Origin of the sequence: Staphylococcus simulans (assembly GCF_003043455.1) — a bacterium.
GTDB lineage: Bacteria > Bacillota > Bacilli > Staphylococcales > Staphylococcaceae > Staphylococcus > Staphylococcus simulans_A.
Genome location: NZ_PZGG01000011.1, coordinates 39,631 through 54,467 on the forward strand (window position 1 = coordinate 39,631; position 14,837 = coordinate 54,467).

General features: G+C 34.9%; 12 protein-coding genes. 7 read left to right on the forward strand and 5 right to left on the reverse strand.

Annotation, left to right across the window (positions count from 1 at the left end):
- Positions 1-159 precede the first annotated feature (159 nt).
- Positions 160-915 carry a hypothetical protein gene (locus BU038_RS03505; RefSeq protein ID WP_107604833.1) on the forward strand — a complete coding sequence of 252 codons (756 nt, stop codon included), beginning with the start codon at positions 160-162 and terminating at the stop codon, positions 913-915.
- Positions 916-1,014: 99 nt separating this feature from the next.
- Here BU038_RS03505 and BU038_RS03510 read toward each other — a convergent pair whose 3' ends face one another.
- On the reverse strand, positions 1,015-2,733 hold the full coding sequence (locus BU038_RS03510; RefSeq protein WP_107604834.1) for a CDP-glycerol glycerophosphotransferase family protein: 1,719 nt from the start codon (positions 2,731-2,733) through the stop codon (positions 1,015-1,017).
- Between the two features lie 327 nt (positions 2,734-3,060).
- On the opposite strand from BU038_RS03510, the gene BU038_RS03515 reads away from it, so the two are divergent.
- Complete coding sequence (locus tag BU038_RS03515; RefSeq protein ID WP_107604835.1) at positions 3,061-4,662, forward strand: L-lactate permease; 1,602 nt, start codon at positions 3,061-3,063, stop codon at positions 4,660-4,662.
- Positions 4,663-4,737: 75 nt separating this feature from the next.
- Here BU038_RS03515 and BU038_RS03520 read toward each other — a convergent pair whose 3' ends face one another.
- Positions 4,738-5,895: a glycosyltransferase family 4 protein gene (locus tag BU038_RS03520; protein WP_107604836.1), complete on the reverse strand. Its 1,158-nt coding sequence runs from the start codon at positions 5,893-5,895 to the stop codon at positions 4,738-4,740.
- 336 nt (positions 5,896-6,231) lie between these two features.
- On the opposite strand from BU038_RS03520, the gene mqo reads away from it, so the two are divergent.
- Positions 6,232-7,719, forward strand: coding sequence for a malate dehydrogenase (quinone) (gene mqo, locus BU038_RS03525; protein WP_107604837.1), 1,488 nt, complete (start codon positions 6,232-6,234; stop codon positions 7,717-7,719).
- Between the two features lie 61 nt (positions 7,720-7,780).
- Here the strand turns inward: mqo and BU038_RS03530 are convergent, their stop codons facing one another.
- Both BU038_RS03530 and BU038_RS03535 read right to left on the reverse strand, forming a co-directional pair.
- Positions 7,781-9,187, reverse strand: coding sequence for a sensor histidine kinase (locus BU038_RS03530; protein ID WP_107604838.1), 1,407 nt, complete (start codon positions 9,185-9,187; stop codon positions 7,781-7,783).
- On the reverse strand, positions 9,180-9,854 hold the full coding sequence (locus tag BU038_RS03535) for a response regulator transcription factor (protein WP_002479700.1): 675 nt from the start codon (positions 9,852-9,854) through the stop codon (positions 9,180-9,182). Before BU038_RS03535 ends, BU038_RS03530 begins: the two co-directional genes overlap by 8 nt.
- A 155-nt stretch (positions 9,855-10,009) precedes the next feature.
- Between BU038_RS03535 and BU038_RS03540 the strand changes: the two genes are divergently transcribed.
- Both BU038_RS03540 and BU038_RS03545 read left to right on the forward strand, forming a co-directional pair.
- Complete coding sequence (locus tag BU038_RS03540; protein ID WP_107604839.1) at positions 10,010-11,068, forward strand: ABC transporter permease; 1,059 nt, start codon at positions 10,010-10,012, stop codon at positions 11,066-11,068.
- On the forward strand, positions 11,068-11,757 hold the full coding sequence (locus BU038_RS03545) for an ABC transporter ATP-binding protein (RefSeq protein ID WP_002479698.1): 690 nt from the start codon (positions 11,068-11,070) through the stop codon (positions 11,755-11,757). The genes BU038_RS03540 and BU038_RS03545 overlap by 1 nt, the downstream gene beginning before the upstream one ends.
- Positions 11,758-11,934: 177 nt before the next feature.
- Here BU038_RS03545 and BU038_RS03550 read toward each other — a convergent pair whose 3' ends face one another.
- Positions 11,935-12,678, reverse strand: a complete 744-nt coding sequence (locus BU038_RS03550) for a YdcF family protein (protein WP_241963142.1) — start codon at positions 12,676-12,678, stop codon at positions 11,935-11,937.
- A 410-nt stretch (positions 12,679-13,088) separates the two neighbouring features.
- Between BU038_RS03550 and BU038_RS03555 the strand changes: the two genes are divergently transcribed.
- A complete protein-coding gene (locus tag BU038_RS03555; RefSeq protein WP_107604841.1) occupies positions 13,089-13,547 on the forward strand; it encodes a MarR family winged helix-turn-helix transcriptional regulator in 459 nt (152 codons plus the stop codon).
- A gap of 316 nt (positions 13,548-13,863) precedes the next feature.
- Positions 13,864-14,837: TcaA second domain-containing protein (locus BU038_RS03560; RefSeq protein ID WP_107604842.1), on the forward strand; the 974-nt coding region annotated here is incomplete at its 3' end.

Consider the following 14,837-nt stretch of genomic DNA (forward strand, 5'->3'; position numbering starts at 1 on the left):
AACAAACAGGTTGCTGTGACCAAATGATAAATAAGTGTCATAATAATATTTTCTTAAAAGAATTTTTACATTTTTGATGTTTATAGAATATAATGAAAGTGTATAAGTTAAGGGATAATACATTTAAAAGATTGAAAGCCACTCAAGGAGGAGAACAGAATGAAAAAGTTATTTGCCAGCGTTTTAACGCTATCTTTAGTGCTAGCAGCTTGTGGAAATGATGACAGCAAGAAAGAGGAAGACAACAAAGATAAAGATCAAACAACACAAGAGAGCAAATCTAATCAAGACAAAGAAAAGAACAAAGACAATGAAAGCAGCAAAGATAAAGACAGCAATAAAGAAAAAGAAAATCAAAACAATGAACAAGCAAATGATGAACAAAGTAATGACAAAGCGCAACAAGATGAATCACAATCAACAGATGCGCAAAACAATGACAGCAATCAAAATGCGACTTCAGAACAATCAAATAACAATCAACAAGCTTCTCAAACAACAGGTGCCGCTGATGGTCAAAATGGCAACAGCAACCAACAAGCAACACAACAAACATCTAATCAAACAAATGCTAATAACCAAGGTACAAATCAAACAGGTTATGTAGCACCTTATCAAGGTCAGAATGCTGTACCTGCAGCAAGAACTGTTGGTAAAGCACCAGTAGATCAATCTACTTTAAAAGTATTGCCGAACTTCCCGCAATCATTGCAAACGGCACAAAATGAAATCAACAACTTGAACGGTCAAACTAATCCTTACAATGACTTTGGTGTACAAGATAATGGTGACGGCAGCTATTCATATGTCTTCAGTTTCGCTAATCAAGCACAACCAGGCACATATGCATTAGTAAGAGTAGACCAACAAGGTAAAGCCGCAATTCTAGACCCAGCTTATCAAGCAGGTCAATAATATAGTATTCAGCTTTAACTCTAAATAATAGTGAAACATATAAATGTCATGCAAAAGGCTCAACACATTTTTGTGCTGAGCCTTTTTGTATGACCTTATTTAGTTTGTACGTCTTTTTTGACGTTTAGGCAAGTGTTGGACAATCAAGCTTGCGATGGTTTCAAATGAATGATTATCACGATTAATATATGCACTTTCGATATGAGGAATCTCTTGGTTGATAAGCGCATGGGTTAATGATTCAGCATCTTGATATGTGACTTTATCAAAGTCTTGCCACACGTCTTGATACAAGCCGCGTTCTGTTTGATAGTGTTCAATGTTTGGTGTATAAAGTGCAACAGTTTTATCAATAGTTAATGCATCAAAGACAACTGAAGAATAATCAGTAATCAATACATCACAAGCGAGCAATAAATCTTGTGTCTCAATTTGAGCAGCAGGTTGAATCACAGCTTGTGGTATGTGTATTTCAGCATCTTTACTTTCAATATGACCGCGATAAATCACATTATAGTGATCAAACAACGACTCAGATACTGGTAACATATCATTTGCTTGTGGGTCGGTTTTCCATGTCGGCAAGTAAAGTAATGTCGGCTTATTTGGATCTAATTTCAGCTGTTGTTTAATATATTGCACATAAGGTCGTTCTATATACTTATCCAATAAATAGCGTACGCGTGGATAACCGCATGCGACAACTTCTGTATATTGCATTGGAAAGGCTGATTTAAATAAATCAGCTGCATGTGAACTATCGCAAATAAAGTAGTTTTGGTGCAACCATTTGTTATATTTACGGGCACGATAGTTATAAATTTCTTTGTTTTGGTAAGGCTCTAAGCTGTCTAAGAATAACTGTTTTAAAGGCGTGCCATGCCATAACTGAACAATAGTACCATTTGGTTTGATGTGGTCAGGAATATAACTTTCCGCAACGACAACTTCCGCATTTTCAATCAGCTCTAGTGCTTCTTCATGTTCTGGTGATACAAAGTGCGGGCCTGTCGCATCATTAGTAATAAAGAAAGCAGGATACTTAGAGTAACGCTTGGCAAAATAATTGAATAAATAACGAGAATTACCTCTAAATCCATAATCAAATCCTAAGAAAACGACAGCACCGTTTAATTCTACAGCTTGTTTTTCATATATATTACTCATGTTTTGATGCTTTTCAATATTACGACTGAGTACAGAACGTGTTACAAAGTGCGGCAACATAAAACGTGTCTTCCACAGTAGTGAATCGACAAAGCGTTCAGGTTCAGGTAATGCCAAGTCACGGAACTTGAATGGCGGCTTTTGATGATGTAAGTAAGCTAATTTATTCAAATTAAATTGTGTAATTGCGTTATATTCATTTTGTTTAATACTTTGATAGAATGTTTGGGATGTACGGATTGTATGTTTAAAATCAAAGATTACATGACCATCTGTTTCTACGGTTTGATTTAATAACAGGCCAATTGCTAAATCAAAAGCCGTTTCACAGTGTACTTCATCTATAATGTCTAATACTTGTTGAATGCTGAAAATAAGATTCGGAAAATGATTAATATTATTCATCCATGTATTAAAATTGATGGTCTTGTCTCCAAAATAGCGACAATCGTTTTGATAGTACTGATCGATGGTGTAGTCAACAACGATAGAATTGTGTGTTTCATGGTGTTTCAGTGCTTCTAATTGATCAGGGTAGATATCTATATTTAAATCAGAAGGAATAAAATGCGTGTAACCTTTACCTAAGGCTTCTTGAAGGTTAATGCGCATTTTTTCATTTGATTGATATTCTGTTGTTAATATTTTCATATTATGACCTCAGTTTGATTATATTAAACTATATTTTAACATTTTGACCGCAAACTGTGAATGACAAGACGTATACGTTATTAATTAAACTGTACTATTATAATTTAAATTTTGACTAATACAGATGATTGATAATAATTTATGATGTAAACGTATTCATTGATATGTAAGGGTTTGCAAGAGAAAAACAGTTTGAAAAAAATATGAAAAACCAATTGAACAGCATCAAAAATCGTGCTATATTATATGTGAAAATAATCACAAGATGAAATTTGATTTTGCAAATAAATAAAAATACAAAATAAACTACAGAAAGAAGCGACAGAAATGTTAGTATCATCATTTGATCCATTCCACAATTTACTTATTTCAAGTCTCGTAGCAGGGATTCCAATTATTTTATTCTTGCTATGTTTGACAATCTTCAAAATGAAAGGAATTTATGCTGCATTAACAACATTAATCATCACAATGGTTGTTGCAGTATTTATCTTTAAACTTCCTGGAGCGATGGCCACTGGGGCGGTTATCGAAGGGTTCTTCCAAGGTTGGTTCCCAATTGGTTATATTGTTATTATGGCAGTTTGGCTTTATAAACTCTCAACTAAAACTGGTCAGTTCAGTATGATTCAAGATAGTATCGCGACAATCTCTCAAGACCAACGTGTACAATTATTATTAATTGGTTTTTGTTTTAACGCGTTCTTAGAAGGGGTTGCAGGTTTCGGTGTACCGATTGCAATCTGTGCGATTTTATTAATTTATCTTGGTTTTAAACCATTACAAGCAGCGATGTTATGTTTAGTCGCTAACTCAGCAGCAGGGGCATTCGGGGCTATTGGTTTACCTGTAGCGGTTATTGATACTTTGAATTTACATGGCGGTATTACTGCACATGAAGTTTCAACTTATTCAACATTGACTTTAGTATTTATCAACTTCTTTGTACCATTTTTAATCGTCTTTATCATTGATGGTTTCAAAGGTATTAAAGAAACACTACCATTTATCTTAATGGTTTCAGTAGTATATTCAGGTTTCCAAGGTGTATTGACATTCTTCCAAGGACCTGAATTAGCAGACGTTTTACCACCTTTAGCAGCGATGGGTGCTTTAGCAATTATGAGTCGTAAAATGCAACCGAAACACATCTTCCGTATTGATGAAAATGTGAAACCACCGGTGACAAAAAAATTAAATTTCAAACAAATTATGTATGCGTGGAGTCCATTCTACATTTTGACTATTTTAATTATGTTTTGGAGTATGCCGTTCTTTAAAGGCTTATTCTTACCGGGTAAACCATTGAATTTCTTAGCAGCTAAATTTACAGTGCCAGGCACATATAGTGAAGTAACTAAAAAAGCAATTGTGTTGAACTTGAATATTTTAGGTTATACAGGTACAGCAATTTTATTAACAATTATCATTACAGTGTTATTATCTAAAACAACTGGTTTTAAAGATGCATTTGCCTTATTAGGTGAAACATTTAAAGAATTATGGATTTCAGTTGTGACAATCTGTTTCATCTTAGCTGTTTCAAAATTAACAACTTATGGCGGTTTAAGTGCAGCAATGGGACAAGGTATTTCTAAAGCAGGCGGTATCTTCCCATTATTCTCACCAGTGTTAGGTTGGATCGGTGTATTCATGACAGGTTCAGTAGTCAACAACAACTCATTATTCACACCAATTCAAGCTTCAGTAGCAAGTCAAATTGGAGTAAGCGGCGGTTTATTAGTTGCAGCAAATACCGTTGGTGGGGTAGCAGCAAAAATTATCTCTCCACAATCCATTGCGATTGCGACAGCAGCCGTTAAACAAGTGGGTAAAGAATCTGAACTCTTAAAAATGTCATTACGTTATAGTGTAGGTATGTTAATCTTCATCTGTATCTGGACATTGATTTTATCTTTAATTTTGTAATAGGTAACAATGAAAATAAAAGAAGCGGAGTCGAAAATTATTTCGGCTCCGCTTCTATATTTTTACGACAACTAATTATTCAGCTGTTTCTAATGCTTTCACAAAATCTTGATACACACTTTCTGCTGAATATTTTTCAACAGTCGCAAAGGCATTTTCGATAATTTTGCCTTGTTCAGAAGGTGGTGCAGACATCACATTTAAAATGTGTTCTGAAAGGGAAGAGATATTCTGATATTCAGCAAGGAACCCATTTTGGTTAGATTGAATTAAAGTTTCAGGTCCTGTATTCCCTTTAAAGCTGACAACGATACTGCCTTGGTTCATGGCTTCTAAAATAACTAAACCAAACCCTTCATTACGTGACGGCACTACAGTAATCATACTTTCAGCTAAACGTAATGGCAGATGCATTGTAGCAGGGTATAGCTGTACAATATCTTTTAATTGATGTTGTGAAATGAACTCTTCAAGGTCATGTTTTTGTTGACCATCACCATAGATATGTACAGAGAAATTCATTTCACGCAAACTATCTTGAATTAATTCCACACTGCGTAATAAAAGGTCGAATCCTTTTTCATATTCCAATCTGCCAGCTGCGATAATTTGCGGTTTCTTTGGAATTTCAATACGTGGTTCATTCATCATATTTGGAACCACATAAACAGGGGTGTTAATGATTGATTTGAATGCTTTGCGATCAGCATCAGTCAAGACTGTTATACGATCTAAGCTTTCATAAGCAGTTTTAATTTCTTGTTGATAACTCTTAGTGTAAGCGTCCCAGTTCATATGTTCCATTCCGACAGTTAAGACAGTGTCAGGTGCATACTCTGCCAACAGCAAATTATAGCTGGCACGTGTGCCGACGAGCACATCTGTGTCTACATGTTGAATCGCATGAATGATTTTCTTTTCAACATGGCTTGAAAATTGCGATAAGCCAGGTTCGTTTTGTGTAATCAGTTGCGGTTTGAGGAATGGCGTCCATTTACGAAGACGATTCATCAAGATATCTTTCAAGTTATGAGGTTTCAGATTATAATCAACCAATGCTTTGATTTCTATATCTTGATGCAGTTTGAAATAAGGTGCTTTGCTTCCTTTGAAAACTGATATAATTTCCACTTTATGACCTTTCACTGCCAACACGTTTGCGAGTTGCGTAACGGCCTTGACAGTACCGCCCATTGAATAGATGTTGTGCATTAAAAAAGTGATAGATTTCACGTGGTGTCACCCCTCCTGTATATTTCTGTTTAATTATAGCATAATTCAATCTATTCAATACAAAGGTACATGCTTTGCAATATATTTTTAACCTTCACTTAAAATAAATTGAATCATATTTAAGTGTTTAAGCACCTTCCCCCTTTTGTCTTAATCTGTTTACGTATATAATAAAGGAATAGAACGAAATCATTAGCAACAATATCCAGGCATGACTTAGGTGTGTTATTTTTTTAAGTGTTTAATTAAGCGCTTTCTCAAGAGAGGGTTGAGAGAAGAGAACGACATACTTAAGAAGGTGTCATCTTCATTATTAAAAAGGGGGCTGTATTTGTTATGAGTTCACAACATAGCAAAACAGATGTCATCTTAATCGGTGGCGGAATCATGAGTGCGACACTTGGTACGTTATTAAAGAAAGTTGCACCAGAAAAAGAAATTAAAGTATTTGAGAAGTTGGACGCATCTGCACAAGAAAGTTCAAATGCATGGAATAATGCGGGGACAGGGCATTCCGCACTATGTGAAATGAACTATACGAAAGAAATGCCTGACGGTTCTTTGGATATTTCTAAAGCCTTAAAAATTAATGAACAGTTCCAAGTTTCTAAAGAATTCTGGTCATACTTAGTGAAACACGGCAATTTAACACAGCCAGAAGCATTTATTCATACGGTACCGCATATGAGTTTTTGTATCGGTGTACGTAATGTAGATTTCTTAAGACGTCGTGTCAAAGCATTAAAAGAAAATGCATTGTTTAATGAAATGACAATGACAGAAGATAAAAATCAAATCGAAAAATGGTTGCCATTAATGATGGAAGGCAGAAACAACAATATTCCTGTGGCAGTCAGCCGTGATGAAACAGGTACAGACGTTAACTTCGGTGCCTTAACACAAAAACTATTCGACTTCTTAAAACAAAACCAAGTCGATGTTGAATATGAGCATCAAGTTACAGATTTAAAACAACGTAAAGATGGGACATGGAAAGTTAAAGTCAAAGACTTAAAAACAGAAGAAACGACGACTTATATTACTGATTTTGTGTTTATCGGTGCTGGAGGCGCAAGCTTGCCATTACTTCAAAAAACACATCTGCCAGAATCAAAACATATCGGCGGATTCCCAGTCAGCGGTTTATTCCTAGTGTGTCAAGATCCGGAAATTGTCAGCCAACATCACGCGAAAGTGTATGGTAAAGCTAAAGTAGGCGCACCGCCGATGTCAGTTCCACATTTAGATACACGTTATATTGATGGTAAACAATCGTTATTATTCGGTCCATTTGCAGGATTCTCACCTAAGTTCTTAAAAACAGGTTCAAATATGGATTTATTCAAATCTGTTAAACCTAACAACTTATTGACAATGTTATCTGCAGGTGCCAAAGAAATGAAATTAACACAATATCTGATTTCACAATTAATGTTGTCAGATGATGAACGTATTGAAGAACTACGTGAGTTTATCCCGAATGCGAAGAAAGAAGATTGGGATATTGTCGTAGCTGGACAACGTGTACAAGTAATCAAAGATACAGATAAAGGCAAAGGCACATTACAATTCGGTACAGAAGTCATTTGTTCTGAAGACGGCTCACTTGCCGCATTACTTGGCGCATCACCAGGGGCTTCTACAGCGGTTGATGTAATGTTAGACATTTTACAACGCAGCTATAAACATGAATTCCCAGAATGGGAAACAAAAATTAAAGAAATGATTCCATCATTCGGTCAAAAACTTGCGGAAAATCCAGAGTTATATAAAGATGTTAAAGCGGATGTTGAACATTACTTGAAGTTGAATAATCAAAAATAAGCCATAAAAATAGCGCTTCAGTCAGATTAAATTCTGATACTGAAGCGCTTTTTGTTTTTTATTAATCCAAAGTATTCAAATTAGGTGTGTTGTCTGTTTGCGATAACGGCATACTTAAAATAAAGGTACTGCCTTCACCAAGTGTACTTTCTACTTTAATATCACCGCCATGTAACCTCATAATCATTTGTGCAATTGCTAGGCCTAAGCCATTGCTGGTCGCAGATGAATTGCCTTTATAGAAACGTTCGAAGAGGTGTGCTTGTGTATCTTCTGACATACCTGGACCATCGTCAGTAATACGACAAATCATAGTGGTATCATTTTCAGAAAGTACATCAATATCAATACTGCCTTCTTGCTGAGTATATTTGATTGCGTTGGTCAGTATATTATTGAATGCTTGATAAAGCAGGCGATAGTTGCCTTTTACTGTAATCGGTTCAAGGTCAGTCATTATTAATAAATCTTTTGCATCAATCGCATACTGTTCATGACGTACCATTAAACGTATCATCTGAGTGACTTCAATATCATCGTCATAATCTAAGTGGTCATTGTTATCTAATTCAGCAAGTAATAATAAAGCGCGTGTTAAATTACTGAGACGGCTCGTTGTCGCATGAATTTCATCAATATAATACTGGCGTGTCTCATCATCTTTCGCTTGGCTCAGACGATCTAACAATTGATGGATATGCGTTAAAGGTGTTTTGATTTCATGTGAAACGTTTTGAACAAAGTGCTGACGCATGTCATCGAGTTGTTTAAGTGACACACGCATTTGATCGAAACGATATTGCAGTGTTCCTAATTCGTCGTGACGTGTTGTTTCAATTGGTGTATTAAAGTCGCCGTCCATCAAACGATTAGTCGCATTTTTAAGCTGTGCAATAGGTTTGATTAAGGTATAGGTTGAACTGATAATCAGCACCATCGCGATAATGAGTAATAACACAATGAGTACAGCTAAGAATACACGGAACTCACTGAATGATTTACCAATATCAGGACGCATGAATACTGCTACATTACCATCTGGTGTGTTAAAACGTGTACCGACAGTGTTGTTGGTCTCATTATCGAAGAACCCTGTCACAAAGAGTTGGTAGGGATGATTTTTGATTCCGTGATAATCGTGTCCGTTCAATACACTATCAATAGTTTTTTGCGTCAGTGTATCTCGTCGGAAACTTGCACCATAAAAGGTTTTATGTCCTTTTTGGTCAACAGTGACCAGTTGGAAATTCAGCTCACTTAAATGTTTGAAGTAGGCTTTCATATTTGTAGTATGGGATTCTTTTTGATATTTTTTAGCTTCTTGTAAAGTGGTCATAATCTTATGATCGTTAGAAGGTTTTAACGCTACATGATAATAGACGTTGGTTAAAATAAAACTGGCTACAGCACTGAGTAATAAAATGACAATCGTATAGACTGCAATACGTGTATAAAGTGATTTAAACATGAACTTCCACCTTATAGCCTAAGCCTCTGACCGTTTCGATTGTGACATTACTGCCGATTTTCTTTAAGCGATTACGTAAGCGTCTGATATGCACGTCAACAGTACGGTCATCTCCTTCATAATCAAAACCCCATACACGTTCAATACATTCTTCTCTTGAGAATACTTGTTTCTCATGACTTGCTAATAAGAAAAGTAAGTTGAATTCCTTATTAGGCAAGGTCATTGTTTTTGTATCGCAAGCAATTTCTAAATAAGATTGATTCAATTTTAAGTTGCCGATTGTTAATTCATTTTCAGCGTTAATTTGATAGCGTCTTAATACAGCTTTGATTCGGAAAATGAGCTCTTGTACTTCAAAAGGTTTGGTTACATAGTCATCAGTACCTGTTAAATAAGCTTCTTCTTTATCACTTAAAGCGTCCCGTGCTGTCAGCATAATGACAGGCATTTCATAGGAAGCTTTTATTTCATTACATAATTCAAAACCATCCATGCCGTCCATCATAATGTCGACAATCGCAATATCTGCTTGATGTGTTTCTAAATAGTTTAAGGCATCACGTGCATTAGAATGCGTGGATGTTTTAAAACCTTCACGTTCTAGATAGGAAGATACATAATGAAGGATTTGATAATCATCATCGACAATGAGACATGTTGTCATCCTTATCACTCCTAGTAATCATTTAGATTAATTATACCTTTCAGTAAGTGAGTGACACAAATATATCAAATGAACAAAAGTTTTTGTTTGTTCATATTGAGTTCATAAAGTCTGATTACAATATAAGTATCATAAAAGAAAAAGGAGTCAATAATATGAAGTTAGCATGGAAAGAGATCGTATTCTATAAGTTCAAATATATTTTAATTATGCTGATTATCTTGTTACTGGCTAGCATGGTATTATTCATTAGCGGACTCGCTCAAGGGCTTGGACGCGAAAACATTTCTATGTTAGATAATATGAATGCTGAAAAATACGTCGTACAAGATATGAAAGAGCCGGTGATTGAAAAATCAGCGCTTAAACCAGACGAGAAAAAAGACATCGAGAATACAGTAAATGCAGAACCATTCCAAATCGGAATGCAATCAATGAAAAGTGAGAATTCAAATGACCTAGATATCATGTTGATTAACCCTGGTAAAGACTTCAAACCTGCTTTATCAGAAGGTCATTATCCTAAAGCTGATAATGAAGTTGTCATTAATAAAAAATTAACAGCTGACGGTGTGAAAAAAGGTGACACTGTCACATTCAAGAACGGTGACAAAGATTACAAAGTTGTAGGTCTATTAGATGACACAATGTATTCACACACATCTGCAGTCATGACAACAGGCGATACGTTTGAAAAATTAGTGCCAAAAGCAGCAACATTCTATCCATTAAAAGATGTATCTAAAGCAGATGAGAAAAAATTAAACGACATCAATGGTGTAAAAGTTGTAACTGAAAAAGATTTAACTGACAATATTCCAAGTTACAATGCAGAACAAGCACCATTAACAATGATGATTGTCAGCTTATATGTGATTTCAGCAATTGTCTTAAGTGCATTCTTCTATGTAATGACAATTCAAAAAATCTCTGAAATCGGTATTCTAAAAGCTATCGGTATTAAAACAAGACACTTGTTATCATCATTAGTATTCCAAATCTTACTTGTTACTATGATCAGTGTAGTAGTTTCATTATTAATTATTAGTGGCTTAGGTATGATAATGCCAGTGAGCATGCCGTTCCACTTAACTACTGGCAACATGTTGCTTGTAGTAGGTGTCTTCGTAGTCGTTGCAATTATCGGTGCAGCATTATCATTCATTAAACTCGTGAAAGTAAATCCAATCGAAGCAATCGGAGGTGAAGGATAATGGGTTTAGAAGTTAAAGATATTACAAAATCATTCGGTACTGGCCAAGCCAAAACGGATGTGTTAAAAGGTGTAAACTTTGAAGTTAAAACAGGAGAATTCGTTATCTTGAGCGGTGCTTCAGGTTCAGGTAAATCAACATTATTAACAATTTTAGGTGGCTTGCAAGATCCGGATACAGGTAAAATTATCTACAATGGTGCGCCATTGTTCTCAAAAGAAAAAACAAATTCAGATATGCGTTTAACTGAAATCGGCTTTATCTTCCAAGCATCACATTTAGTTCCTTACTTGTCAGTTCGTGATCAATTGACATTAGTAGGACAAGAAGCGGGCATGTCTAAAAAAGATGCCAAAGCGCGTGCGGAACAATTATTAGACCAAATCGGTTTGAAACATCGTTTAGATGCTTATCCGTTCATGTTATCTGGCGGTGAAAAACAACGTGTTGCGATTATGCGTGCATTCATGAATAATCCTAAAATCATTTTAGCTGACGAACCAACAGCTAGTTTAGATGCACATCGTGCAACAGAAGTAACTGAGATGATCAGAGAACGTATTACAAATGAAGATATGGTCGGAATTCTTATCACACATGACACAAGACTCTTCGATTATGCAGACCGTGTCATCGACTTATTCGACGGTAAAATCATTAATAAAAAAGATGACAGTGAAGAAGTATAAAAACAATCAAATTAAAATTAACGCTCATAATAGTAGCCAATGATCCATTGCGTTAATTAGGAATCATTATTAAGGGAAAATAATGGTAACAAAAAAGTTGAGGTATAACCTAGAGTAGGTTTGACCTCAACTTTTTTTATTATACATAATGCTATATCAGTATAGATTTAGACGAAATTATTTGAATGAAAAGAATTCAATGAGTATAGGATGCTTGATAAACATGCTTGCAATGAACAAAGCTCCGAAATAAATCGTCAGTAATAGTTTATAGCAATACATCAAAGCGAAAAAGTCTCTGATTAATGCTGTATCAAAAAATGGGTAAGGTGTGCGACTACCAGCACCGACAGCATTCATCTTAAGTATTTGCGCAAAGCGCAAGCCGCGTAAAATGTGAAATTGACTCGTTACAATAGCAATATGTTTAAATGTTTGATTGCTGATAAGTGCCTTCGTATTATTTAAGTTTTCACACGTACTATGAGACTGATCCTCTAGAATAATACGGTCTTCTGGAATATGCTGTTCAATTAAATACGCTTGCATAGCTTCAGCTTCTGAAACTTTATCACCTTCACCAGTTCCGCCGCTGACAACAATATATGGATCACCATGATGATTTTGATATAAAGCAACTGCACGATCTAAGCGCCAAGCCAGCATTTGTGTCACTTGATCACGATATAAACCGGCACCTAGTACAATAATTAAGTCAATTGGTTCTGGCAATACGACCATGCTAAATGCTGAAGACCAACTTAAATAGTGAACTAAGGCAAAGAGTGTACTGATAGTAATCCATCCAAGCCACAAGAAAAGCGCATTTAACACGGGTACAGGGATATGGCTTAATAAATTTAAAGCTAGTGCTAAGAATGTGACGGCTAAAGTCAGACCTAAAATTCTAAAGAAGAACATACGTGCACTTTTCCAAATGAGGACTGCCCGATGTTTAAATAATAATAACAGGGCGCCTATTATTGATACGCTGGCTAAATCATAGGGCAATGTACTCGTGATTAAATGAATAAATAATATTATGAATCCTAAAACTAAAGTCACAAAAAAGGATTGTATGTTTAAAAAGCGATAGTGATTAAAGTATACATAGATATAACTACATAAAATCAATAAGCTTAATATGAGTGAAAGTAATAGCATAATTAACCTCTGTATAATAAATTTCCTTCTTCTAATCTTACCCTATTTCGCCTTATGTTACTTTAGATATGATATGATTAGATATACGGATTGTTTAATATGTAGAATAACTAGGTTCTCATTCTGAGATGCAATAAGAAATTTTTATAGTAATGAAGGAGAAAATAATGGAAAACATTGAGCAACACACGCAGTTTATGGCAATGTTTATCGAAGATATTAATACCCTCGTAGCAAATTTGCTAGAAGGTTTGCGTAAGGAATATCATATTTCGATTGAACAATCTCAAGCATTGTTTTTACTAGATAACAATAAATCGTTGACACTATCAGAAATTACTGAAAAACAAGGTGTCAATAAAGCAGCTATCAGTCGCCGAATTAAAAAGTTGATTAATCTTGAATTAGTTGAACTTGTAAAACAAAATGAAAACGTGGACCAACGTTTGAAGTATGTAAAACTCACTAACAATGGTCGCGAATATATAGAACGAACTAAAGTGATTGTAAATGATGTTTCTACATACTTACTTCAAGATTTATCACAGACACAAATAGAAGAAACGGCTGAAAACTTAAAAATTATCGATCAACGTATTAAAGAATATATTTCTAAAAATCGATAAGTCAGATATCATTGATAAAAATCGGTACCTTTTGAAAGTGTACCGATTTTTGTCATGAATATCGGTAAATAAGTCATAAGTCTAATTACTGATATAATTTTATGGCGCAGTCTATTATAATAGAACTATCTAACAGTTTTACAGGAGAAATGACGGTTTTAGTTTTACTTTTTGGTGGAATACCTGTAAAATTTGTGCGGGTTAAATAAAATTTATAAAAAAACAAAAGTCATTTACATAGAAAAAAGAGCGTTTTTTCAACATTTCCTGGGAAATGTGAACAAATTTGAATGTCTTGAAACGAGGTGAACTGTCAATGGGGCAATCTGAAAAACCAGATTCTAATGAAAGCATTAAGACACGTGAACAACGTATGCGCACAAATCAGAATCTACGTAAAATGGTGCCATGGGGTATCGGTATATTTATCGTTATCTTATTGATTATTCTGTTTTTCTTGTTGAGAAATTTCAATACACCAGAAGCACAAGCTAAAATTTTAGCAAATGCGGTTAAAAATAATGATACACAACGTATTGCGACGATTTTGAGTACACGAGAGAATAAAGTGAGTACGTATGAAGCGGAAACTTACATTAAATATATTAAAAGTGAAATCGGTCAAAATAAGTTTGACAAAGAACTGCAAGAAACGATACGTAATATAGACCGTAATGACAAAGATGCAAGCTTTATCAAAACACCTGATGGCAATAAGATATTACGAATCACTAAAAATGGCCGTCGTTTTATTTTCTTTGATAATATCAGTTTCACAACGATTACAAAGAAACCGATTATCAAACCTAAAACAAAAACCACATATATTTTCAGAGCGGATGATCGCAAACGAAAAGTAATTGCAGAAGCGAATGAAGCAACTATGTTAGGTAATTTTATTCCTGGTGATTATAAAATTCCAGCAACGAAAGAAACAGCTAATGGTAAATTCAGTGGTTATTTGACTTTCTCATTCAAAAACAGCAATAGCGAAACAGTGGATGTTCATGAAAAATTCCCTGAAGCGAATTTAAACATCAAACTAGAGGGTGCCAATAAATTAGAAAGTAAGCATACGAAAGTGAAAATCAATGGTAAGTCCTACAATTATGATCACACACGTTTATATGGCCCTTACCCAGTTACAGAAGAAATTGAAGTAGCTGCGGAAGGTAAAGTCAAAGGCAGAACATTCGAATCAGACAGTGTTAAAATTTACCCAAATGAATTAAAAGAGAATACGCCTGTGACATTACATTTCGAAAAAGATAAAATTGAAAAGTATGTAGA

What these genes read in the sequence shown, in the direction of transcription:
- BU038_RS03505 (WP_107604833.1), top strand. Translation starts at nt 160, where the DNA reads ATGAAAAAGTTATTTGCCAGCGTTTTAACGCTATCTTTAGTGCTAGCA.
- BU038_RS03510 (WP_107604834.1), bottom strand. Translation starts at nt 2,733, where the DNA reads ATGAAAATATTAACAACAGAATATCAATCAAATGAAAAAATGCGCATT.
- BU038_RS03515 (WP_107604835.1), top strand. Translation starts at nt 3,061, where the DNA reads ATGTTAGTATCATCATTTGATCCATTCCACAATTTACTTATTTCAAGT.
- mqo (WP_107604837.1), top strand. Translation starts at nt 6,232, where the DNA reads ATGAGTTCACAACATAGCAAAACAGATGTCATCTTAATCGGTGGCGGA.
- BU038_RS03530 (WP_107604838.1), bottom strand. Translation starts at nt 9,187, where the DNA reads ATGTTTAAATCACTTTATACACGTATTGCAGTCTATACGATTGTCATT.
- BU038_RS03535 (WP_002479700.1), bottom strand. Translation starts at nt 9,854, where the DNA reads ATGACAACATGTCTCATTGTCGATGATGATTATCAAATCCTTCATTAT.
- BU038_RS03540 (WP_107604839.1), top strand. Translation starts at nt 10,010, where the DNA reads ATGAAGTTAGCATGGAAAGAGATCGTATTCTATAAGTTCAAATATATT.
- BU038_RS03545 (WP_002479698.1), top strand. Translation starts at nt 11,068, where the DNA reads ATGGGTTTAGAAGTTAAAGATATTACAAAATCATTCGGTACTGGCCAA.
- BU038_RS03550 (WP_241963142.1), bottom strand. Translation starts at nt 12,678, where the DNA reads ATGTTCTTCTTTAGAATTTTAGGTCTGACTTTAGCCGTCACATTCTTA.
- BU038_RS03555 (WP_107604841.1), top strand. Translation starts at nt 13,089, where the DNA reads ATGGAAAACATTGAGCAACACACGCAGTTTATGGCAATGTTTATCGAA.